This is a genomic window from Candidatus Goldiibacteriota bacterium, from assembly GCA_016937715.1.
In the GTDB taxonomy this organism is placed as follows: Bacteria; Oederibacteriota; PGYV01; order PGYV01; family PGYV01; genus PGYV01.
On the sequence record JAFGWA010000008.1, the window covers coordinates 1 to 22,992 of the forward strand.

At 40.1% G+C, this 22,992-nt stretch carries 20 protein-coding genes; 1 reads left to right on the top strand and 19 read right to left on the bottom strand.

Annotated elements, in window-relative coordinates:
• Window positions 1–238: 238 nt before the first annotated feature.
• The 5 genes from JXR81_01310 to JXR81_01330 all read right to left on the bottom strand — a co-directional run bounded on the left by JXR81_01310 (window position 239) and on the right by JXR81_01330 (window position 7,942).
• On the bottom strand, window positions 239–3,127 hold the full coding sequence (locus JXR81_01310) for a PD40 domain-containing protein (protein MBN2753481.1): 2,889 nt from the start codon (window positions 3,125–3,127) through the stop codon (window positions 239–241).
• 568 nt (window positions 3,128–3,695) lie between these two features.
• Window positions 3,696–5,036, bottom strand: a complete 1,341-nt coding sequence (locus JXR81_01315) for an MATE family efflux transporter (protein ID MBN2753482.1) — start codon at window positions 5,034–5,036, stop codon at window positions 3,696–3,698.
• Window positions 5,037–5,185: 149 nt separating this feature from the next.
• A complete protein-coding gene (locus tag JXR81_01320) occupies window positions 5,186–6,514 on the bottom strand; it encodes an MATE family efflux transporter (GenBank protein MBN2753483.1) in 1,329 nt (442 codons plus the stop codon).
• 7 nt (window positions 6,515–6,521) lie between these two features.
• Window positions 6,522–7,361: a deoxyribonuclease IV gene (locus tag JXR81_01325; GenBank protein MBN2753484.1), complete on the bottom strand. Its 840-nt coding sequence runs from the start codon at window positions 7,359–7,361 to the stop codon at window positions 6,522–6,524.
• Between the two features lie 23 nt (window positions 7,362–7,384).
• Entirely contained in the window at window positions 7,385–7,942 is a 558-nt protein-coding gene (locus JXR81_01330) for a dCTP deaminase (GenBank protein MBN2753485.1), read from the bottom strand.
• Between the two features lie 169 nt (window positions 7,943–8,111).
• On the opposite strand from JXR81_01330, the gene JXR81_01335 reads away from it, so the two are divergent.
• Window positions 8,112–8,828, top strand: a complete 717-nt coding sequence (locus JXR81_01335; protein ID MBN2753486.1) for an SDR family NAD(P)-dependent oxidoreductase — start codon at window positions 8,112–8,114, stop codon at window positions 8,826–8,828.
• 43 nt (window positions 8,829–8,871) lie between these two features.
• Here the strand turns inward: JXR81_01335 and JXR81_01340 are convergent, their stop codons facing one another.
• The 14 genes from JXR81_01340 to JXR81_01405 all read right to left on the bottom strand — a co-directional run bounded on the left by JXR81_01340 (window position 8,872) and on the right by JXR81_01405 (window position 22,969).
• Window positions 8,872–9,384 (bottom strand): hypothetical protein, encoded by a 513-nt coding sequence (locus JXR81_01340; protein MBN2753487.1) that lies wholly within the window; start codon window positions 9,382–9,384, stop codon window positions 8,872–8,874.
• Complete coding sequence (locus JXR81_01345) at window positions 9,381–10,241, bottom strand: archaeosortase/exosortase family protein (GenBank protein MBN2753488.1); 861 nt, start codon at window positions 10,239–10,241, stop codon at window positions 9,381–9,383. Before JXR81_01345 ends, JXR81_01340 begins: the two co-directional genes overlap by 4 nt.
• Window positions 10,157–12,772, bottom strand: coding sequence for a hypothetical protein (locus JXR81_01350; GenBank protein ID MBN2753489.1), 2,616 nt, complete (start codon window positions 12,770–12,772; stop codon window positions 10,157–10,159). The genes JXR81_01345 and JXR81_01350 overlap by 85 nt, the downstream gene beginning before the upstream one ends.
• 3 nt (window positions 12,773–12,775) lie before the next feature.
• Window positions 12,776–13,114 (bottom strand): PadR family transcriptional regulator, encoded by a 339-nt coding sequence (locus JXR81_01355; GenBank protein MBN2753490.1) that lies wholly within the window; start codon window positions 13,112–13,114, stop codon window positions 12,776–12,778.
• A gap of 163 nt (window positions 13,115–13,277) precedes the next feature.
• Window positions 13,278–13,586, bottom strand: coding sequence for a hypothetical protein (locus JXR81_01360; protein MBN2753491.1), 309 nt, complete (start codon window positions 13,584–13,586; stop codon window positions 13,278–13,280).
• A gap of 27 nt (window positions 13,587–13,613) precedes the next feature.
• The gene (locus tag JXR81_01365) at window positions 13,614–13,916 is read right to left on the bottom strand and encodes a hypothetical protein (protein ID MBN2753492.1); all 303 of its coding nucleotides are present in this window, start codon (window positions 13,914–13,916) and stop codon (window positions 13,614–13,616) included.
• A 308-nt stretch (window positions 13,917–14,224) separates the two neighbouring features.
• Window positions 14,225–14,791: a TIGR00730 family Rossman fold protein gene (locus tag JXR81_01370; protein MBN2753493.1), complete on the bottom strand. Its 567-nt coding sequence runs from the start codon at window positions 14,789–14,791 to the stop codon at window positions 14,225–14,227.
• 13 nt (window positions 14,792–14,804) lie between these two features.
• Complete coding sequence (locus tag JXR81_01375) at window positions 14,805–15,146, bottom strand: hypothetical protein (GenBank protein ID MBN2753494.1); 342 nt, start codon at window positions 15,144–15,146, stop codon at window positions 14,805–14,807.
• Between the two features lie 13 nt (window positions 15,147–15,159).
• Complete coding sequence (locus tag JXR81_01380) at window positions 15,160–16,614, bottom strand: phospholipase (GenBank protein ID MBN2753495.1); 1,455 nt, start codon at window positions 16,612–16,614, stop codon at window positions 15,160–15,162.
• Window positions 16,615–16,807: 193 nt separating this feature from the next.
• Window positions 16,808–18,391: a hypothetical protein gene (locus tag JXR81_01385; protein MBN2753496.1), complete on the bottom strand. Its 1,584-nt coding sequence runs from the start codon at window positions 18,389–18,391 to the stop codon at window positions 16,808–16,810.
• A complete protein-coding gene (gene queF / locus JXR81_01390) occupies window positions 18,364–18,753 on the bottom strand; it encodes an NADPH-dependent 7-cyano-7-deazaguanine reductase QueF (GenBank protein MBN2753497.1) in 390 nt (129 codons plus the stop codon). Before queF ends, JXR81_01385 begins: the two co-directional genes overlap by 28 nt.
• Window positions 18,754–19,092: 339 nt before the next feature.
• Window positions 19,093–21,300 carry a primosomal protein N' gene (gene priA / locus JXR81_01395; protein ID MBN2753498.1) on the bottom strand — a complete coding sequence of 736 codons (2,208 nt, stop codon included), beginning with the start codon at window positions 21,298–21,300 and terminating at the stop codon, window positions 19,093–19,095.
• On the bottom strand, window positions 21,297–22,055 hold the full coding sequence (locus JXR81_01400; protein ID MBN2753499.1) for a hypothetical protein: 759 nt from the start codon (window positions 22,053–22,055) through the stop codon (window positions 21,297–21,299). Before JXR81_01400 ends, priA begins: the two co-directional genes overlap by 4 nt.
• Window positions 22,043–22,969: a hypothetical protein gene (locus tag JXR81_01405; protein MBN2753500.1), complete on the bottom strand. Its 927-nt coding sequence runs from the start codon at window positions 22,967–22,969 to the stop codon at window positions 22,043–22,045. The genes JXR81_01400 and JXR81_01405 overlap by 13 nt, the downstream gene beginning before the upstream one ends.
• Between the last annotated feature and the right edge of the window lie 23 nt (window positions 22,970–22,992).

The following is a 22,992-nucleotide window of genomic DNA, read 5'->3' on the forward strand; positions in this document are numbered from 1 at the left end:
GCACCTCCGTATTTCTATGCTACCACGCCTTGGAATAGGACATTTCTATTTTGCATATTTAGGACATTATCACTTTGCGGTTACAATTTATCCAATAAACTTTTATCCCATATCCCATAAATTAAAACCATTCAAACCAACTACCGCGGGCTAAAGACCCGCGTCTACCAAACCTGCCAAACCTGCCAAACCTGCCAAACCTGCCGAGCTGCCGAGCTGCCGAGCTGCCGAGCTGCCATCAGTACCCAGTGCTTATAGAAAAATAAAATTTCCATATATCATCTGTTTTGTCTATCCTCTTTGCCACTTCAAACTTCATCGGCATAAACTGGCGCTGCAGCACAAAAGTATCAATGGTAACCCCTACGCCTGCACCGCTTAAAATTTCTTTTTCATTTATGGCTTCCAGAACCCCTGTTTTCACCAATCCGGAATCAATAAATGCCTGTGTTTTAATATTTTTAACCATCCACCACTCTAACGGCCAAAGCTTAAAATTAAGGTTTTTAGCTACAGTCTGGCGGAGTTCCGCGGACACAAACCCTATCTTATCACCTGTAAATTCGCCATAGCCGGCGCCGCGCAGGGTGTTTATGCCTCCAAAGACAAAATACGGTTTATCATCGCCGTCTGTCATCCCGGCTACGGCACGCGCCGCAAACACGGTGTTCATACCGCTTATGAAATTAAGGTCAAAATACTTCCTGAATTCCGCCTGATACACACCGTAACTTCTTGTCCCGCCAAACATTTTTTCAGCGGCCTGTACATATAAAGAGAAATAATTGCCCGAAACCGGCCACATATCGCGCCACGATACCGTATCGTGTTCATAATACAGCGCCGCCACATTTATAATATCAAACCTGTCGCCGTCAAATTCATAGCCGCTGCTGTAATTTATTTCGGTATATCTGTCAGAGACCCGCTGTGATGAAAAATTTATTCCCACGCTGTCATATAAGGTAAGCGGGTATTTCATGTCAACAGTCGCGCCCGCCTGCGTACTGTCAAGGCGCGAGAAAAAATCACCTGTTTCAAAATCGTATAATTTATACGTGTTCTGATTGTAAAAGAAATAAAACGACAAATCAAACGGCAGCGCCATGTAAAGGTACTGCGTTTCAAACTGCGTGTAATACCCGGGCACTGCGTTTAACAGGACAGCAATATTGTGGTCGCCCAGCATATCCGATAACTGCAGATATCCGGCGCCTATTATGCCCGTATCCGTGCCGGCGCCAAGTATGGCAAATATCATATCCGGCGAGAATGCGGTGGTGTATTTTTTATTTTCAGAAATAAGCTCCGCTGCCCTGTTTTCAATTTCTTCCCTGAATTCAAGGTCGTCCTGCCCTGTTGTCTTGGGTTCCTGTACCGCCGCTGTTATTCCCGCAGTATCAGAAGAGTTTTCTTTTTTTAAGCCCGCTTCCCCGTAATAGGACAAAGGCAGGCCGGAAAAATCACTTTTAGCATTCCTTAGATATTTATAGACGTTATAACAGCCGTCTTCGTAATATGAATAAGCTATAAAATCACCGGAAACAGAAGGCGAGAAAACACCCCCCGAAACATTGCTCAACTGGCGGATTTCTTTGGTATCAATAATCATACTGTACAGGTTAAATATTCCGTTTTTATCAGAGACAAATATTATTTCTTTTTCCGCCGAAAATACCGGCGTTTCACAGTTACCCGCTTCTGCCGTGGTTAATAGCTGTTTTACCCCGCTTTTCAATTCATAATGACAAAGCATGTTTATTCCTTCGTGCTCTTCGGAAAAAACAAGCGCCGTTGCGTCCTGCGACCATGACACGCCGCTGTTTTCATAGACATTATCAGTTATTCTTAACAGCTTTCCTGTTTCAGGCTCATACAGATAAACATCCGAGAAACCGGACACCGTACCGCACAGCGCTATGTATCGCCCGTCAGGAGATATTGCAGGCGAACTTATTATATCAATCCCCTCTATTTCATACTCTTTAAGCGCGCCGTTTTCAACATTGCCTTCAAACAAAATCATTTTTCCGCGTTTTTTTCCGGCAAAATATAACAGCTTTCCGTCTTTTGCCCATGATATCGCATTGCCGTTGGTATCAAGACCTTCAAACTCCGCCATAAAAGGGCGCACTTTGCCCGTACCATCGTTTTTCATTATAAAGATTGTTTTAATTCCTTCTTTAGTGGAAACATACGCAATCCTGTTTCCGTCCGGTGAAAACGAAGGCGCAAGGTTATAAACAAGGTTCCTGTGGTCATTCTCTGTCAGCGCGGGGCCGTATTTTACCGCTTCATCACGGCCCTGTATCTGCGCCCAATATTTTTTCTTAAGATAAAAAGCCCACTCTTTTTCAAACTGACTGAAATCTTTTTTTAATATCTGCCTAAACACAGCCTCTGTGCTTAATTCGTCGGTATAAAATTTAAGAATTTTCTGTATGTTTTCCGCGCCGTATTTTGAAGCTATGTAATCAATGGCGCTCTGCGCCTCTTTATAAGCAAGATACACCTCTTCAAGGTGGGAAAACCCTTCCGCCTTATTCAGCGGCACCAGCCTGTCATTTATAACCGCGTCCCTTAAAACCATCTCTCCGCGCGTGTCAAAATCATCCGCGCAGTGTTCGGCCAACCCCTCCATTACCCACAGCGGCATAAACAAATCCTTATAAAGAGTCGCGTAAGAACGCATGCCTTCGCCGTATAATATATCAAATGATATTGCGTGCGTAATCTCGTGGGTTAATACCTCTTTGAAAGCTTTAAGCGAACCGTTTGCCGGCAGTACCACCCTGTTCTTATAAGCTTCCGTAAAACCGCCCGTTCCTTCGCCAAGGTATGAAAGCGTTATATTTGTTGTGCCAAAATCAATCGGGTTTTCATAGATAAACAGCGGGATTTTTTCTTTTGGGGTGTACCCAAGAATCTTGGTAATCTTTTCAAAAGCCTCTTCAGCGTAAATAACGCCAAACTTGGCAAGAAGTTCTTCGGATTTATAATAATAAATTTTAAAATGCGGGGTTTCAAAAATATGCCAATCCATATCCTTTGTGCGTATTTTATTGTACGCGGAAACGGACGACACGGCAAAAAACAATATCAAAAACACAGCGGCAATTTTCTTCATTCCTGCCCCTTAAACATAATTTTCTTTTAAATAACTATATTAATATAATTTTAGCATAAAATTATGTGTCAGGAGAAGAATTATGAAGAACCGGAGGGACAGAGGGACGGATGCACGGAGGCACGGAAGTAAAAACAAAAATAAACAAACATTGAAAATTCAAAATTCGAAAATTAGTTTAACACATACAGGGGTTGGGTGTGTTTTTTCAGTATGCGCCGCCTTAACATACTGCGTATGCGTCAGGGGCGATTTAATGCATCGCCGGCAAATCCGTATGTGCCGCGGGCTTACGGCTGCCAACGAATAAACATACCTTTGATTTCAAGTTTGTTTGGATGCAAACACACCGGTTTGCGGCGCGTACTGAAAAGATATACCCAAGCCCTGTAAAACTGGATGCTTGGATGCTTAGAGGCTTGGACGGTTGGTAAAAATAATTATAAAAAGCAAATACAACTGCCACGAGCGCCGCAGGCCAAAGACGCGCGGCTGCCAGATCTAACCCGGACCACCGAACCTCCGATTTGCCAAGCATCAAAGCATCTAAGCATTCCAAGCATCTGCCTTAAATCTCTTTCGTTTTCCAATGCCCTTTTTTATAAAATATCCAGCCCACTATTCCCTGAAATATAAATACGGAAGCGATACTTATGAATATCGCTTTATGGCCAATGGCGGGGTTACGCGAGAGGAAAAACGCCAGCGGAATCTGCAGCGCGAAGAATGCCACAATATTTATTGACATCGGCGTCTTAGTGGAACCCGCGCCGTTAAACGCCGCGCCCGCAAGCAGGCCTACACCCATTAAAAGATAAAACGGAGAGACAATTCTTAGATACTGCACGCCATATTGTATGACCATATAATCGGGATTGAAAAACTTAATTATCATCGGCGCAAAATTATAAGCAATAAGCCAGCAGGTAAACGTAAATAAGCTGTACATTTTCAGCCCCGTTATAACGCTGTCTTCCGCCCGTTTAATCTGCCCGGCGCCCATATTATGCCCCACCATAACCGCCACAGACGAACCAATAGCCCATCCAAGCATCATTACAAAAACATCTATCCTGCTGCCTATTCCCATTGTGGCCAAAAGCGCGTCGCCGTGAGGCGCGGCAATTTTAAGCATTACCAGCGCCGCAATATTGGAAGCAACTCCCTGAAGCATGGCCGGAAGTGATATCCCCACATAATTAAAAAGAAACTTTCTTTCCAGCCTTATATCCTTAATCTGAATCTTTAAGATGCCTTCCTTCTGCGTAAGAATGTAAATCATAATAAAAGTGGTTACAAAATAGGAAATAAGCCTTGCCATGGGCACGCCTATTATCCCAAGCTGCGGAAAACCCGCCCACCCATAAATAAAGACCGGCTCCAGTATTGTATTAAGCGCGATAGATACAAACAGCAGGTAAAAATGTTTTCTAATACCCCCCGCCGCCCTTAAGACGCCAAAAAAAACAAACAAACCGCTGTCATTTATCAGGGAAATAAGCGACATAAGGTATATAGACTTGGCAAGTTCGTACGTTTCCCCTTTGGCTCCAAAATACACCAGTATATTATCCATAAAGATAATATTTATCAGCGCAAAAAGTATGCCCATGGCATATCCCGCGAAGATAACATTAACAACCGCTTTTTTTAACCCCGCATAATCTTTTTTTCCCGCATAGCGGGAAATTACAGCGGAAGCGCCGGTCATAAGCCCGCCTTCCATTGACCAGAAAACCCCGAAGATAAATCCGGTAATGGAAATGGCTGCCTGCGCCGACACGCCTATCTTTCCAAGCAGAAACATGTCAAATATGGAGAAGAAATTCTGCATAAGGTTAGTAATAAGCAGCGGCACGCTTAAGTATAATAAGTTATGTAAAATACTTCCTTTTTCAAGTTCTCTCATTTATGCTCCAAATATTTAAATAACGAGGGACGGAGGGACGGATGCACGGATGTTCGGTAAAACCAACCTTGCGTCCTTCTGACCTTCCGTCCTTTTAACCTTCCGTCCCTCTGTCCCTCTGTGCATCCGTCCCTCTATTCTGCCGTCCTTCAAAACTCCCTATTCATCCAATTTTCCCTTTTATAATAGAACAAGTAAATAAAAGCAAAAAATATAAGAGACAGGCTCATCGCCCAGAATACTCCGTATTCTTTAAGGGCTGTCATCGGAAGAATTAAAGCCATAACTATGCGCACCGGCCAGTAAACTATGAAACTTAAAACAAGTGAGAATCCAATCGCCCCCGCAGCGTTAAACGCGCTCTGCGCCATAAGCCCGGCGCCCATAAGAGGAAGAGCAAAAGCAATTGTTTTCATAAAATACCGCCCGTAATTTAAAGTCGCCGGGTCAGATGTAAACAGGCCAAGCACAAATTCAGGGAAGAAAAAATACACTAAAGCAGCCGGTATTGTAAAAACGGAAAAAACAGCCGCCGCGTCTTTCACAGCCCGCATTGCCCTGTCCTTATACCCGGCACCCAGGTTGTGCCCCACCACCACGCCGCCGGAATTGCCTATTGGCCACCCTATCATCATTACAAAATACCCTATCCTTAATACTATTCCGTACGCTGCTATAAACGCGTTACCGTATCCGGAGATAAGCTTAAGCATTAACATTGAACTGGCGTCAAAAACAAATCCCTGCAGTATCGCCTTGACTGAAAACTGCGCGTAAGTTTTAAACAGAATCCTGTCCGGCTTAAAATATTCCGCCTTAAGCTTAAAAAAGTGCCTGCCTTTTAAAAATATAAAGCCGTAAACAAGCGCCATTAAAGTATTTGTGCACAAAGCTGTAAGAGCCACGCCTTTTAAACCAAGGTTAAGTTTAAATATAAAAATAGGATTCAATATCACCCAAAACACGGACATAAGGGCCACTACTTTTAAGGGTGTTATGGAATCACCCGCACCCCTTAAAACACCAAGAAAAACAGAGAACACAGCAAAGGGCAGAAAACTTAATAACATTATGGATGTGTATTCTTTTGCCATCGTGAAAACTTCGCCTTTAGCGCCAAAAAACACAAGCATTGGATCCATAAAAATATACGCGGCCAGGCTGAATAAACCAAAAGCCAGAACAGCAAAAATAAGCATCTGCGCCACAGCACGGTTAAGTTCCGCGTGGTTTCCCCTTCCGGTATAACGCGACGTCATAGTAATGGCCGCGTTAATAAGCCCGCCGTGCAGGGAAAGATACAACCCGTAAAAACTTGACATAACGATGGCAAAAGCCGCCAGCGCTTCCAGATTTATTATTCCTATAAGATACATTTCAAATCCCGCGGCAAGATTCTGCAGCACATTTGCCGTAATCATAGGCCAGGACAGATGTATTATATGTGATTTTAAATTGCCGGTATGAAGTTCTCTCATTTTTTCCTTACTGCCCGCGCAGGCTTTTCATCAGTTTAATATTTTTTATATCCATGTCATCTTCATCCGGCGTTTCCATGATAACCGGTGTATCTTTAAACCTTTTGTCATTTATAAGTTTTCTAAAAAACTCAATTCCAATCTCGCCCTGCCCCAGATGCTGATGCCTGTCTTTTTTGGAACCAAGCTCCACCATTGAATCGTTGGCGTGAAAACACAGAAGTTTTTCAAACCCTATTATTGAATCAAATTTTTTAAGTGTTTTTTCATATTCATTTTTAAGGTCATATCCCGCGCCAAACGCGTGCGCGGTGTCAAAACACACACCGGTTTTCTCTTTATCTTTAACTTTATCAAGTATATAGGCAACTTCTTCAAAACTGCCGCCGATGGTATTTCCCGTGCCTGCCGTTATTTCCAGTAATAATTTAGAGTTAAACTTTTTCATGCGCGACAGCGCCAGATTCATGCTTTGCGCCACCGTATCAAGCCCCTGCTCTAATGTGCCGCCGCGGTAACTGCCCGGATGAAAGACAAGGCCGTCAAGTTTTAATGCCTGCACCCTTTCCATCTCTTCATAAAAAGCATTTCTGGACTGTGACAGTTTTGCGCCGTCTGTGCTTGCAAGATTAATCAGGTACGAATCGTGGGCAACTGCTTTTTTCATTCCGCTGTTCTTAAAGTCTTCAATAAATCTTTTAACATCAGCCGCGGGCGGCGTCTTAACATCCCACGTCCTTTGATTGGCGGTAAATATCTGAATGGCTTCACAGCCCGTCCTTATGCCTTCTGACACGGCATTATATATTCCGCCTGCTATGGATACATGTACCCCTATTAATCCCATTTGTTCTGCACGCTGCCCGGTTTTTACTTTTTTATTTTGGCTATAGTAATCTTTTTCTGCGCCTGATACTTGCCTTTTTTGTCAGCGTAAGAAACCTCACACGGTTCTTCCGCTTTTAAAAACAGAACCTGCGCTATGCCTTCGTTAGCGTAAAGTTTCGCCGGTAACGGAGTAAGGTTTGAAATTGAAATGGTGACAAACCCTTCCCATTCAGGTTCAAAAGGAGTGATATTCATAAAGATGCCGCTTCTGGCGTATGTGGACTTGCCGAAAGTAATGGTCACAATATCACGCGGAATACGGAAATATTCCACGCTTTTTGCAAGCACATAAGAGTTAGGCGGAATGATACATTCTTTTCCCTTATAATCAATGAAGTGCGATATATCAAAGTTCTTGGGGTCAACTATCGTTTTGGAAGCGGGATTAAAAATTTTAAACTCATCAGATATTCTCATATCATAACCGTACGAAGACACGCCGGAAGATATTACTCCCTTTGCCACCTGCTTTGCCTGAAATGGTTCTATCATCCCCTTTTTTGCCATCATCTTTATCCATTTATCATTCATTACGCCCATTGATGTCTCCTTTTAAAACTTTTTTAATTTTCGGCATTATATCATAATGCAAAACAAAATCAATAAATCCTTTTAAACTCTTATTTTGAACGTTAAAATGAGTATTGACATTAACTGTCAATGTATTAAAATGGTCAGGTAAAATATCAAATTACCGGAGGTACTATAAATGGACGTTAAAGGAAAAACAGCAATAATAACAGGCGCTAACCGCGGGCTTGGTTTTGCAATGTCAGAAAAACTTGCGTCAATGGGAGCGACAGTTATTATGGCGTGCAGGGATGCTAAAAAAGGAAAAGAAGCCGCGACAAAGCTGACGGCAAAAGGTTATAAAGCAATAGCTATGCAGGTAAAGGTGGATGACACCAATTCAATTAATAAATTCGCAAAAGAAGTCGCCAAAAAGTTCCCTGTGGTGGATATACTGATAAATAACGCGGGGGTAAATTCAGAACCCGGCGAAACAGGAATTGAAAACCTTAACCTTAAGATGTTCCAGAAGATAATGCAGATTAACCTGGTAGGGCCTGTATGGATATGCAAAAACATAGTGCCGTTAATGAAGAAATCTGATGACGCAAGGATTGTGAATTTTTCATCGGGCTTGGGCCAGCTTTCAGTTCCAAGAATGGGGCCATACCCGTCATACAGCATTTCAAAAACAGCCATAAACCAGCTGACAAAATTTTTAGCCGAGGAATTGAAGAACACCAAAGTTAAAGTGTTTTCCGTTGACCCGGGCTGGGTTAAGACAGATTTAGGCGGCCCGCAGGCCCCCCTTTCAATTGAAGAAGGAATTGTAACCCCCATATGGTTAGCCACCGCAGACACGAAAGACCTTGTAAGCGGAGAATTCTATAAAGAAAAACAGATACTGGGCTGGTAATAATAATATAAATCAAAAGGCGGCGATTACTCGCCGCCTTTTTTTATTTATCCACTCTTTCAGCTACCGTAATTACCCACCAAGGAGAAATAGTCTTTTTCATTAAAACCGCCCAATACCACGCAGAAACATCACTATAGCTTGTATTAATCCCATAAATTCTTTCCCTGACTAAAAAAACACTATCTTTTTTAGAAGCCTTAAAAACACCCCATATATTTCCATCTTTATCCTTATATAAAGGCATTGGTTTAACTTTATAACCCGAGCCAACAAAACATTCTGAAGAAGGGTGAAGTTTTCTAGTTTGATTATATACCCACCTTATTATAATTTTTCGTCTACCATCAGTAAAACGATTGCTCTTCCCCGGGAAATCAGTATAGTACTTAACTTCTCTATCATCCATATGTTCAGTTATGAGTTTTACACCTTCAAATTCAAATGGCCAACCCGGAAAATCGGGTATATTACTATTTGTTTTTACACTGTAAAAATTCACAAATGGAATTATCGCAGCCATAAAACATAAAATAAAATAAATAATAATTCTCATAATTTTTTATCCATATAATAAGCTGTAAGAGTAATGACTGCAGTTAAGGAAATAAAAATAGCCGCGCCAACAGCCGCATGAAACCATTCCGGCATAACAAATATGCCTGACTCAGTGAAAAAAAGCAATGTCGACCTAATTATATTTCCTGCAATCACAAAAATAAATGCATAAATGGATAAAATCAAAGTCTTTTTATTTGTAAAACGGAAAAAACCAGTTAGGATAAATGAGAGGAGAATACCCGTCCATAACATTTTTATGCCACTGCACGGAGCATCAACACATACAAATCTATTTCCATATTCAATCATAGTCCCTTCCAGTTCCACTCTATATCCAGACATTCTTATAAGCAAAAACGAGATATTTGTCGCTAATAATCTCAAAGGATAACCAAAATAAAAATCAATAGTAGGAATAACAGGCAGCGACAAAAAAAACAAACCCAATAATGTAAAATTAATTTTAATTTTAAAATATACTTCACTTAAAAGAAAAGCAATGATAGAAAATGCCAGAAACGCCCTTACAAGTTCAGGTATATAATGAAAAAGAATTATATAAACGGACATTAATAAAATAAATAGATTATATTTCTTCAGTTCAATAATACAGGCAATTTTCTTATCACGAACAATAAAAAAAATTATAGCAATTAAAGGTATTACAGATACATATTCAAAAGTTGAATACAATATTCTTCTCACATACCATATCCACACAGGCCAAAAAACCACAATCGTGGCAATTACGGTCAATTTCCCTTTAATTAATGATAGTTTTTGCATTCTGTTTTCTTGCCCAACAATACCAGTATCAACACTGCAACCATAGCGATTATTATCATTATCCATTCTTCAGGTTCGGGAACAGAAGGAACTTTCCCAACAGATTCGCCGGAATTCTTATCCAACCCAAATTGCTCATATTGATTTTGATTTTCAAGAACAACAGCTCCACTTATGTGAGTTATTAATTTATATTTACCCGCAAATTCCAGGGCATCACTTCCGCCAAAGAGCACTTTATCATAAGCCCATAATCTTGCAAGATGATCCGAAGTCTGTTTACCTTCACTTGGTCGAGTATTTACCCATTCTCTTACATATTTTTTAACGCCAAGCTTTCCCTCCCAAATTAAAAAAAGCGATCTCAAATCCTCATACACATCACCTTTTGTATATACATTTTCCACCATGTTATTTGATTCAAAACTTTCGCTTATCCTGTTCCTTTTTCCATTTACAGCCAAATCATATAGTTTTACTTTTCCCGGGCGCCTTTTCCATTTTTGCTCCAAAAAAATTGTCGGGCTCATAATCATCGGTTGCCCTCCGTGTATCCATAATATGGCCGAATTACTTTTTGACCCGGCAAGATCCCATGCCTTTTCAAGCGCGGGTATATTATCAACACCACCTTTAAACGATTTAGAGGAAATCTTTTCCAAATCAACAATAGAAATATTCTTGTCCGCAATAACATAGACAATATCTTTAACTTGCAGGGTAGAAAAAGCTTTTTTAGTTAAATCGATATATGCTTTCATATCTTTTGATCCATCTATGACCACTATCAATTTTTCAGGAATTATATTCTTCTCTTCTACAATTTCCTGAGTAACATAAAATTTAGATCCATAAACATCTTTTGACCACACTCTGTTAACGTCCATGTTTCTGCTGACACGCAATAAACTTTTCCCTTCAAAGAGTTCTGTATCTTTTATTATCCCTCTCAGGGCATATAGCTTATCATCAGGATTTTCGGGCTTCAAATTTAGATTCTCTGAATTTATACTGTTTTTAGACTCATACCAAACCGAATGCCTTACATTATTATGTATATAAAAATTCGAATCTGAAATATAAGGCAATTCAAGCAATGCCTCAGTTCCCTTTCCTTCTATCCTCATCGGACTTGTAAAACCTATACGCACTTTCATTTTTCCGCCGTTCTCAGCAATAGGATAGCATTGAAGCATAACTCTGTCTCTGCCTTTCGATGTTAAAAGAGATGGATCTCTTCTTTTCCTGACAGTACTCTGATACGCCTCAACAACTTTACTTTTTTTGGCAAAAACAGCTTCCTGCTCCTCGCCATTCACCCAAAGCGTCATTCTTGTGGCAACACTTCCGTGCGGTAAAGCTATTAGAGCGCGGGCTTCCTGCTGTATTTTGGTCTTATTCTCAAATTCAAAAAACCACTCAGAATATGCAATTCCTGAATCCGAATCAATAGTTCCATCAATCGTAGAACTTATAAGATTAATGCCGTTTATTTTCCCCCCCACATCAACATTACCCGCCTCATCATCAAAATCACCAAAAGGAGGCAGCATAACACCTGGAAAAACACCTTCATTTAATACATCTTTGCGTGAGTATACATTAAAACTTTCTCCGTATACTCTATAATATACTGTCCGTGCATCCTCCGGATTTACAAATTCCGCTTCTCTATCCGGGGACATAAACGAACTAAACCAAGATAGAGGGTTTACAAATGATAATCGTCTTTGATCATAACAATTCATAAGTATATACTTTTTATTTCCAAAACTTCTTAACATTTCAACCGCTTTATTGCTTGCCACGCTATCAGTAGATAGGGCTTTTCTAATACCAAGATCAGTAACAAAATACTGTAAATTGATAAGTATCATAAAAATAGCAACTGCAATTATACCCGTCCAGGCAATACTTTTTTCTTTATTATTGTAGTCAAATGTACTTCTAAGTTTCACAGAAAGAATTATCGAAACAACAATAGCAGCAACTGGGAAAAATGGGTAGATTCCAAGTCCGTAGAAAAATATTCCAAATAAAGCTATTACAGAAAAGCCTGAAATAATTATCACGGGAAAGAGCGTAATTATGAACATGAGCGATGCCCCTATAGCACATCCAATAATAACACTTGCGATCTTATAATTGTTTTTATTACAGCTTTTTATTGTATTTAAAACAAAAAGATTGCCTAAAGGTATTATACAAACCACAAAAATATGCCATATAGTCGGTATGGGATCAAAAAAAACTACTGTACAAGGCCTAAAAAGCAGCTCAACAAGAATAGCGATAACAGGAAATATTACTCCCAGAATAATTATCGCAGTAGTTGAAAACATTCCAATTCTTTTAGCTTTTCCCCTTATTTTCTCTTTATGTGCTTTTTTCTTTATATTGAAACCAATTTCTTTAATAACTTCCTGCACTTCCGTATCACCAATTACTCTTAACTTCTTTCTTAAAAGCGTTTCAACAATATGCCCATGAAGGTCTTCAGAGACGTCTTTTGGATTTGCCTCTGCTGGGTCTACTGACTTTTTAACATCTGATAAGTAATTTTTCAGTATTGTTTTTGCATCCCTCGTCCATTTCATAATTTACCCCTTTTCTCTTCTTAGTTTTTTCATTTTCATTACTAGTGATTCCAAATAGCCATTCATGACTTTTGTAGCTTCTATACCTTCCTTAGTTAATGAATAATACTTTCTAACAGGACCTTCATTCGATTCAACAAGGCGAGTCTTGACAAGCCCTTGTTTTTTCAGCCTTGAAAGCAATGGATAAATAGTGCCGCTTTTAATATCAAAATCAGGAATCGTTTCCAGTGTTTTCGCAATATCATAACCATACATCTCTTTTACTTCTAAAATATTAAGCACAGAAAGTTCAGCTATGCCTTTTTTTACCTGTATTAGCCACTTATCAATCGAATCCATTTCTCCTCCATCTATATCGCTTTACACGGTATAGTACATTACAATATAGCGATTTGTCAATAATTATTTACATAAGAAATATTATTTCGAATTTTAATCAATACATGAACTACTACTGATCCCAAATAAATAAAAAAAGACGGCGAGTAATCGCCGCCTTTTTTTATTCCTCTACAATACTGAATTTCCCGTCATGCTCTTTAATAGAAAGTTCGGCTAAATATATGTATCCATCGGATGCTGATTCAAAGCTGAAACTGTAATCAAATTTATCTCTTTTATACCGGAAAAAGTTCTTTTTATCCCCTACTTTTAACTGAACAATAGTAATTCCATGCCTTTTGTAATCAGGATAAGGCCTCGACATTCTACATAGATAGTTATGTACCTCGGATAATATATTATCCGGACCATGAATATCGAATTTTCTGACAGTCTCCATCTGATTTAAAAACATCTGCCTGAATTTCATAGGATGCAAAGGGGTCATTAAATACCTTTATACCTTGCCCTTCCGTTGTTTACCATTTGCAAAAAATTTATCCTTCAGACCGTACTTTTCGGCAGCTTCCATAAAACTCAGGGCGGTTTCTTTCTCTTTCTGATGCCTGTAATAGTCAAGTACCGCATCTTCTTCCCTGACTCTTTTTACCGCGCTTTCAATAGCATCCGCTATAAAACGGTTCATTTTTAACCCTTTTTCTTCGCAAATACTACGGACATTTATATTAATACTATGCGGTATTTTTATTGATACAACATCCTGCTTTTCCGTACCTGAAAGACGCTCCTTCACAGCCATATCACACACCTCCTGTTTTATTCTTCAATTAGAATATACACATGAAAACTATAAAAAGCAAGTAAAAGTAGTAAATAGTAATATTTATTATGGATATTACAGCGTTTCTGCATTTCAAGGAAATTTACTCAAGGGATTAATCTTAATAACAGGGAACGGTTGAGGTATATTAGAAAAAATGGTTAACACATATAATTTTAATGCGTCCCTGACAATTCGTCACGCAGTGCGTGACGTTTCGCAATACGCTGTTTCTTCTATAAAAAATATTATCTGCTAAATTTTATATATAACCGGTTCTATCCGGTTTAAAACCACTTAGTATCCGTCTTTTCCGGTTTGTAGTTATCAAAGAAATAAAAAATATCATCCACAGTCTCCGCCATATAGAACAGTTTGAAGAAATCGGGTTTAATGAATTTTTCGTCCTGCATTTTACGGAAGAGGAAAACCAGGCTGTTATAAAACCCGTTTGTATTTAAAAATACCAGCGGACGGTCGTGATAATGCAGCTGTTTTAATGTTATAAGTTCCATGGCTTCTTCCAGAGTGCCGGAGCCGCCGGGTAAAAATACAAAAGCGTCTGACCGTTCATCCATCAGCGCTTTTCTTTCCCTTAACCCTTCCGCTATTATCACTTCATCAAGGTCTTCTTTTCCAACGCCCATATCCTTTATAGCCCTTGGAATTATCCCGATAACCTTACCGCCGTTTTTCTGTACGGTATTGGCAATCGCACCCATTAACCCTTTATTACTACCTCCATATACAAGCGTACTTCCCCTTTTTGCCATCTTTTCGCCCAATAATACCGCGTCATCAAAATATACTTTATCAAGAGCGTCAGAAGAAGCGCAGAATACGCAAATGTTCATCTTTGCCTCCTTTTTATTTTTTAAATAAAAACAAAACCGCCGAAAGAACAACCCCCACAAGGACAATCATTGTTGTATCTTTTACCAGCATCGGATATGCCATAAGCAGTATCCCGTCAACAATATAAACCGCGTTTGCTTTTCTTTTTCCGTAAAGAAACGCAAATACGCCTACACCGCTGAAAATTACCGTCCATAAAAGCCCTGCCGCTGAAAATCCCATAATCATATCCGCGGTGGGCGGGCCTGCTTTCTGCTGTGCGTCTGACAGCTGCGCCAGTTTTTCAACCGCATCTTCTGAAAGCATATCTTCCACCCTAAACCCGTGCAGAAATTTGTTAATTAACCTGATCATATTTCCTCCATTTTTAAAAACTGCACCAGCCTGTCATTTCCTGCAGTTTGTATTTTAACTTTAATAACGTCCTTGTGTCTCTGTATTTTTCAAAATCAACAGTATATGTGTTGCCGTCATCATTGAACCATATCCGGTTAAAGTACCCTTCGGCCTTATCAAAAAATACCGTCTTCCCTCCGCATTCCACCATTATATCAGCTTCCAGATTAAGATTATCCATGTTCCTTCTGGTCATATTGCAGGAACCCTGTATCATGCTGTAATTCCCGCCGTTTTCAAATATAAACATCTTGCCGTGGCACTGTTCCCCGTTTGTGTTATACCACCTTATCTTTGCCAGTTTATCCGACAATTCGTAAAGTTCATTTGCCGCAGGCCTGTTTGGCGTGCCGTCACGCTGCCTGCCAAAAGAGTCTTTATTAGGGTCAAGAATAATTTTTACATCCACCCCTCTTTTGGCGGCCCTTGCAAGTTGCTTTATAATATCCCTCTCGCTTAAGTAAAACATCACAACCTTAATTGAAGAGCCTTTTTCTGACGCCTTTATCTTTTTAATAAGCGTTCTCTTTATCGCTTTTTCGGTGATAAAAGAAGCTTGTGTTGCCCCTGTATTATCTTTTACATCCCCCGGCTTATATTCAAACTTTGACCCGGAAAATTCCGCTATGCCTGCCTCGCTTTTTATCGCATCTTTCCAGACAAAATCATCAATACGCACAGCCGTATTGCCATGGGCGCTTGACGCATCGCTTGCGTTATTTGATGTAATAAGAACAGACATCTTATTGCCCGGCGCATCGGCAATTACAATTTTTCTGTGGTTGGCTTTTAAATTTAAAAGTTTTAAAATAGACCGAACGGTTATTTTCTTGTCATCAGCAGCAAGCAAATTCGGCAATAATCCTCCCTTATCCGAATTTCCCATCCACTGAAAGAAAAGCCTCCAGAACGCCGAATACAAAAACACGCTGTCACGCAGTTTTTCAAGGGCGGTAATCGTAACAACAATACCGGCTTTTTTCATTGCTTCAAAATTTTCTGACTTCACACCTCCATACTGGGTATTGATGGGGTCTGTGGTAACAGAGATAAAAACACCGGGATTATCTGTTTTCTTTTTAACAAGTGTATTACAGAATTCAGAACTTAACTTTCTGAAGTTTTCAGGTTTTGAACCCTGAAAACCGTTGATAAGAAATATGTCGGCTATTATGACTTCTTTAGCTTCTTTTATCATGCTGAATATTTCATCAAATATTTCCTGTTCCACGACACGCTTTCCGTCAGCGTTAACATATGTGACATCACACAGGAATTTAACAGAATCATCCGGTATGTTATATACAGTTCCGGTTATATCTGTACCTTCAGGCATAGGTTTAACTGTATTAATTATCATGGTTATTACAAGAATCCCGCATAATATTAACAGTGCCATCCCGATTTTATTTAACTTTATTTTCACCAAATCCCTCCTGTAATGCCGATGCTTTGACGCTTAGATGGTTGGATGTTTAGTAAAACCAACCAAACCGCCGTTCTCCGCTTCTGCTTAACTGCCTAAAGCTTAATTTGCTATTTTTTTGAATCAACAACCGCGGGCTAAAGACCCGCGTCTACTAAACCTTCCAAGCATCCAAGCGTCCAAGCCTCATTACTTAAAGCATTTCCTCCACCGCATATTCCGACACCGCAAGGCCTATCTGTGACCTGCCGGGTCCGTATTCCTTATCATGCGATTCCGGACCGCCGCCCCATCCTTCATACCACATATACGTTTTCCCTTTATGTTCATATAACTGGCCGTACCATATTCCTCCGCCATCAAAAGCCCCTTTAGCAGAACGTGAAAATACAGGGTTCTGTGTGCCGCGGTGCCAGTTTACAAGGTCATAGGAATATGCCAGCCCAAAAAATGGCGGGTAATCAATATATTTGTTATCCCCGCAATAAAGCATGTAATAAATACCGTTCTTTTCTGTTATTCTTGGCGTGGTCACACTTTTTCCATCCCACGTATTAACATCAGGCGCAGGTTCAAATACAGGTTTATCAGAGTATTTTGTGAAATTATAACCGTCATCAGACGTGGCAAGGTAAATGGAGTATCCTGTTTTGGCGTTTGGCAGTACATAATAAAGATAAATTACACCGTCCTTTAATACCGCTTCCGGCGCCCTGCCTTTAATAACCGGTTTCTTATATTTCTTAAAATCATAAAAATCTTTTGACACCGCAAGCCCTATGCTGTCATCCCCTTCGCCTAAGCCGCTATAATAAAGAAATACCTTTCCTTTGAAATGTATCGCGGCCGGGTCAAGCGCGGCATTGTCATCAAAAGCCCCTTTATTGCCAATCCCCACTACGGGATTTTTTAAATAATCAATAAAATGCACAGCGTCAAAAGTTTCCATTGAAGATGTGGCAAGGCATATTTTGTCATGCCCGTCTCCGCCCCTGTAATAAAAATACATTGTATTATTATCTATAAGAATATCCGGGTTTGCCGTGTGCCAGCTTTTATAAGAGTTTTGTACAATCGGAATCACAGGATTGCCTTCATATTTCTTCCAGTATGGATTTTTAGAAATCACCCTGCCTTTAAAATCGTATTTAATGACATTTTTTGAATTAATTAAATTCATTGCCCGCAATGCCGGACCTGATATATCCGGATTACTTTTAAACGCGGCCAAAAAAGGCAGCGCCTGCCTGTATTTTGCTTCACCTGCCAAAAGGCATATTTCATTTAAACTGACCACATCCAGTTTTTCAGCACCATCAAAGGTTAATATAGAAGCCTTGCCGTTTCTAAAAAGCACCGCATCGGCAAGCATTTTCTCCTGACCGTTTAAATCTTTATAGTTTACTTCTATGAACGTTAAAACATCTGCCGGTGCTTTTCTATTTTTGGAAGATAGAAGAAAATATAAAAGGTGTCCTTTTTTATTTTTAGCCCCTGCCATTCTCCCCACAACTATCATGTCTGCCATGGGTGAATCCATTAAAGCAAGCGTTTTTGCCGCATAAGGGTACAGGTTTTCATCTTCAAGGAATTTTAAGGAATCCACCATGTAACTGCTGTCATTCAACCGCCACATATCAATAAGGGCAGACTTTATAGATGTAATATCCCCTGAATCAAAGCGTTCTTTAATACCCGGCTTTTTTTCAGCACAGGAAATTAAAAAAAATGTCAGCAGTATGCCTGCTGTCAGCGCTTTCCAAACTCCATCGCGCATTTGGCGTCTATCCCCCCTCTTGTATTGTAAACCGTTTCTACAAGAAGATATTTTGGATTTAATATTTTTTTAATATCAGTAAAAATACGGTTAGTGGCTTTTTCCTGATAAATACCCACATTGCGGAAGCTTACAAAGTAATATTTAAGCGCTTTTAGTTCAAGTATTTTAGCGGCAGGGATATAGGTAATAACCACTTCTGCCACATCCGGAAGCCCGGAAAAAGGGCATACAGCGGAAAATTCTTTTGTTTTATATTCAATAAGCTGCTTTCCGCCTTCATATTTTATAGTTTCCAGCGCTTTTGTATCTATTTTAGATTCCGGTAAAAAATCATACGTCCTTCCTTCTGCTTTTGCCATTTAAACCTCCTGTGATAATTAAATTATTATAACATATAATAGAACCTGAGGGACAGAGGGACGGATGCACGGATGATCGGCAAAACCGATCTTCTGTGCTGTTGCCTTTGCTTATCTACTTCTAGCTTAATTCGCTGTTTTAAACTTTTCCGCTCACAAACTCGCTCCAACCGCAGGCTGAAGACCCTCATCTGCCAAATTAAAAAATTCACTCCCATAAACACAGACCAAACAACAACGATCAGATACACGGATGATTGTTTACAACAAGTATACCAGTGAACGTGCCAGGAACAATCTTCCGTCCCTCTGTCCCTCCGTACATCCGTCCCTCTATCTTTATAACGTGCTCGCCGGGTCTACAATGACCGTTACGTCCGCGCCTTTCACTTTTTTCCTTGCCTCGCGGGCTATAAAATTCAGTTCTTTGCGCGACTTTCCTTTAATAAGGATGCTTATCCTATATTTGTTTCTTATCCGCGAAAGCGGGGCGTCGCACGGCCCAAGAACTTCTATTCCGCTTATCTTATTTATTTCTATCTGTTCGTCAATTGCAGCGCGCAGTTTATCCCCTGCTTTTTCAGCTTTATCGTGGTCCTCGTCCTTACATACAAACTGAATTATCCCGGTGTAAGGGGGATAGTTCATCTCTTTTCTTATGCTTAACTGTTCCTGATAGAATTTTTCAATTTCATATTTTTTTACGTATTTAATGCCCACTGCGTCAGGATTGTATGTCTGTATTGCCACAGTCCCGTTTTTTCCGCCGCGGCCTGTCCTTCCAGCCACCTGCGTTAAAAGCTGAAAGACGCGCTCTTCAGCCCTGAAGTCCGGCAGGTTTAAAACAGAATCTATTCCCACAACGCCTACAAAAGTCACTTCGGGAAAATCAAAACCCTTTGCTATCATCTGGGTGCCTATTAATATATCTATCTCTTTTTCTTTTATTTGCCTGTACACTTCAAAGTATTCGTTTTTACCGCTCATGGTGTCCATATCCACGCGTTTTATCCTTTTATCGGGGAAAAATTTGGTTATCACTTCTTCTATCTTCTGCGTACCGGTGCCGGAAAAACTTAATTTACTTTTACATTTCGGGCAATAGACAGAAGGCTTTACGCTTAGGTCACAGTAATGGCACCGCATGTCATTGCCTTCTTTATGAAAAACAAGCGGTATGTCGCAGTTGTCGCACTTTTCTATATGGCCGCACTTTTTGCAGAAGATGAAACTTGAAAAACCCCTGCGGTTCATAAACAGTATTGCCTGTTCCCCCGCCTTTAACGTCTCTTTCATCGGATCCAAAAGCATATCTGACAGGAATAATTCCTGCCCGTGCTGCCAGTCAGCTTTCATATCCACCACTTTAATATCAGGCATCGGCCTTCCGTGCACTCTTTTTTCAAGTTTTATCATTTCATATTTACCGGTGACGGCGTTGTGATACGATTCCGCGGAAGGTGTGGCGCTTCCCAGTATAACCACCGCATTATTCATTTTGGCGCGATATACGGCAACATCACGTCCGTTATATCGCGGCTCGCTTTCCTGTTTATAAGAACTGTCAAACTCTTCGTCTACTATTATAAGGCCTATGTTATCAAAGGGCGCGAATACGGATGACCGTGTCCCTACAACCACATCAGCACCGTTGTTCTTTATTTTAAGCCATTCATGCAGCCTTTCGCCTTCTTCAAGGCCGCTGTGATATACCGCCACGCGCTCCCCAAACGCCCTTTTAAAACGCTCCATTATCTGCGGAGTTAAAAATATTTCCGGCACCAGTACAATTACCTTTTTTCCCTTTTTTACGGTATGCTCCGCAGCCTTAATATAAACTTCTGTCTTGCCGGAACCTGTCACCCCAAACACAAGAAATGCTGTAAACTTATTAATGTCTATCGCTGAATTTATTTTTAACAGCGCGTGTTTCTGTTCCGCTGTAAGTTCCTTATGGGTTTCAATTTCAGCAGCACCGCTGTCCGGCGCTTTGGACGGCTGGCGTTTTTCCTTTACCTTCGCGGAAAATTCGGAACGCAGCGCGCCTTTTTCTTCAAGCGATTCGGTAATTTTATAAATATTTTTTAAGTTAAGTATGCTCTGGGCATCCCTGATATCGGCCTTTTTTCCCCTTCTTTTATAAAGAAAATCATATAAAAGTTTTTCCTGCCCCTCAAGCTTTGCCGCGCCTGTAAAATCCGCCCTTAAACGTATAATCTTTTTTGAATTTACTTTTAACAAAGCGGCAAGCATCGAGGAAAAAACAATTCCCGGCGGAGAAATATAATACTGCGCAAGCCAAAGCCCCAGCTTCATCAGTTCATCACTTATCACAGGTTCAGCGTCAACAATACGTTCTATTGGTTTTATCCGGTTTGTGTCTATACCAGCGTTTTTAAGATTATTATCTATTACTATTCCGGTTGCCAGTTTTTGCCCTAAAGGCACCATTACCCTGCACCCTTTAATGACACTTAAATTTTCCGGGACAGCGTACGTTAAAAGGGCGTCAATTGCCGAAAAAACCGCCACATTTGCGTATTTCACTTTTTACCCGCCTTAAACTTAACCGTGCTTTCCGGTTTTATGTTTATACCCCGCTGTACAGCGCGTTTATTGTACTCTGCCGCTATATCATAAACCTTCATATCGGCAGGAATCTCAAATAAAGCCGGATTTAATTTTGTTTTTACAAGTTTTTTCATCCTGTATTTTTCTAAAAGCGGCCCCGCTGTAATTTTGCCGCCGGCAAAATCCAGTTCGTGTTTTGGAGCTTTAATCTGCATCTCTTTCACAAAACCGCTTTTTGCATAACGCCATTCTGTTAATTTCGCCTTTAAATACATTGAAGAAGACTGCCTTAAAACAGAGAAATTTGTTTTTTCGCACATTGTAATCCCTAAAAGCGCGCTTTTAGACTCGCCTTCCTTTTTTTTAGCGTTTACCACGAAAGGAAGCAGTTTTCCAAGATACCTTGTATACTCCGCCGCAGAATCCGCAAATACCGTGTTTGATGAATAGTTGGGAATAAAAATTTTATTGTCTTTTAAAATATAAACTTTATTAACGCCGCCGCTGTTTTCTTCTATCCTGTATTTCCCGCACGAATAATAAAAATCAGCATTTATTATCTGTTTTTGCCCGTCTTCTTCACGTTCTATTTTTGCTGTCCACCGGCATTGTTCGTAAGGCGGTGCCAGCCCTATAATATCAAGGCAATTCTCAGCCTTTATTCCCTCAGGAGATAATACATACAACACCGCTATCAAAAAAAGTGTAATTACGCTTTTTATTTTGGCCAATTTTCACCTTCAAACGCGTTCGGACTGTCAAATGCCCCGCCCGTTATTTTATTAATATAGTTCTGCGCGGAAATTATTATATTATCGCCGTACATTACCGCCATATAAAAATACAAAGGCATCATCAGCCCGCAGGCAAGGGAAAATACCCAGATAAATTCGGCATAAAAAACATCAAACCTTTTAAGAATAAGAAGCGCGGTTAATGCCATAAAAAAAAGCCATAAGGCCCTCGCTATTTTAAATATTTTATTACCCCACAACAGCCCCGGCGCCCTTGCCATAAAGAAAAAAGTAATAAACGGAAAGTAAAACATAAAACTGACCGGTTCCGCGAAAAACAGTTTTATTATGTCGTTAAAGGGCTGATATTTGGAAAACAGATACACCTTATCATCTATGTTTATAATGCCGTCCTTTTGTTTTCTTAAATCCTCTTTTGAAAGTGTGTTTTTTTCAAGCCTGTATATAAAAGCCCCCAGCACTTTTCCCAGTATTTTCGCGTCAGAAGTATACCAGCGCCACAACATGCGCGCTATCAGGTCATCTTCCATGTATTCCAAATATTGCGCCGGCATAATATAATTCAGGTTCTGTGAAACTGCTATGGCGCCGCGGCGCATGTATTTATTCAGATACACCGCTATCACCTTATCATTTTCTGTTTTTATGCCCAAAGCCAGATATTCCTGCGCTTTAGCCTTAAGGTCAGTTTCTTGCTTATTAAGTTCATTAAACACAATAACCTTAATCCCATGAAACTTTTCAAGGCGCCAGGCGTTCCACGAAAGGTAATTTTTTCCGCCTAAATCCCCGTATGGCTGATAATAATTGCCGGGAAGATTTACAAGCTGCATCCCATAGGCAAAAGCAGCTGTTAAAAGCATTAATACTAACATGATTGTTTTTTTCATGGATGCATTATACCATAAACGAA

Bases quoted from the DNA above. Each gene is read 5' to 3' on its own strand.
- JXR81_01310 (MBN2753481.1), bottom strand. From the start codon at position 3,127: ATGAAGAAAATTGCCGCTGTGTTTTTGATATTGTTTTTTGCCGTGTCG.
- JXR81_01385 (MBN2753496.1), bottom strand. From the start codon at position 18,391: ATGCGCGATGGAGTTTGGAAAGCGCTGACAGCAGGCATACTGCTGACA.
- JXR81_01315 (MBN2753482.1), bottom strand. From the start codon at position 5,036: ATGAGAGAACTTGAAAAAGGAAGTATTTTACATAACTTATTATACTTA.
- queF (MBN2753497.1), bottom strand. From the start codon at position 18,753: ATGGCAAAAGCAGAAGGAAGGACGTATGATTTTTTACCGGAATCTAAA.
- JXR81_01355 (MBN2753490.1), bottom strand. From the start codon at position 13,114: ATGGATTCGATTGATAAGTGGCTAATACAGGTAAAAAAAGGCATAGCT.
- JXR81_01345 (MBN2753488.1), bottom strand. From the start codon at position 10,241: ATGGATAATGATAATAATCGCTATGGTTGCAGTGTTGATACTGGTATT.
- JXR81_01370 (MBN2753493.1), bottom strand. From the start codon at position 14,791: ATGAACATTTGCGTATTCTGCGCTTCTTCTGACGCTCTTGATAAAGTA.
- JXR81_01330 (MBN2753485.1), bottom strand. From the start codon at position 7,942: ATGGGCGTAATGAATGATAAATGGATAAAGATGATGGCAAAAAAGGGG.
- JXR81_01350 (MBN2753489.1), bottom strand. From the start codon at position 12,772: ATGAAATGGACGAGGGATGCAAAAACAATACTGAAAAATTACTTATCA.
- JXR81_01325 (MBN2753484.1), bottom strand. From the start codon at position 7,361: ATGGGATTAATAGGGGTACATGTATCCATAGCAGGCGGAATATATAAT.
- JXR81_01375 (MBN2753494.1), bottom strand. From the start codon at position 15,146: ATGATCAGGTTAATTAACAAATTTCTGCACGGGTTTAGGGTGGAAGAT.
- JXR81_01405 (MBN2753500.1), bottom strand. From the start codon at position 22,969: ATGAAAAAAACAATCATGTTAGTATTAATGCTTTTAACAGCTGCTTTT.
- JXR81_01335 (MBN2753486.1), top strand. From the start codon at position 8,112: ATGGACGTTAAAGGAAAAACAGCAATAATAACAGGCGCTAACCGCGGG.
- JXR81_01320 (MBN2753483.1), bottom strand. From the start codon at position 6,514: ATGAGAGAACTTCATACCGGCAATTTAAAATCACATATAATACATCTG.
- JXR81_01360 (MBN2753491.1), bottom strand. From the start codon at position 13,586: ATGAAATTCAGGCAGATGTTTTTAAATCAGATGGAGACTGTCAGAAAA.
- JXR81_01365 (MBN2753492.1), bottom strand. From the start codon at position 13,916: ATGGCTGTGAAGGAGCGTCTTTCAGGTACGGAAAAGCAGGATGTTGTA.
- JXR81_01340 (MBN2753487.1), bottom strand. From the start codon at position 9,384: ATGAGAATTATTATTTATTTTATTTTATGTTTTATGGCTGCGATAATT.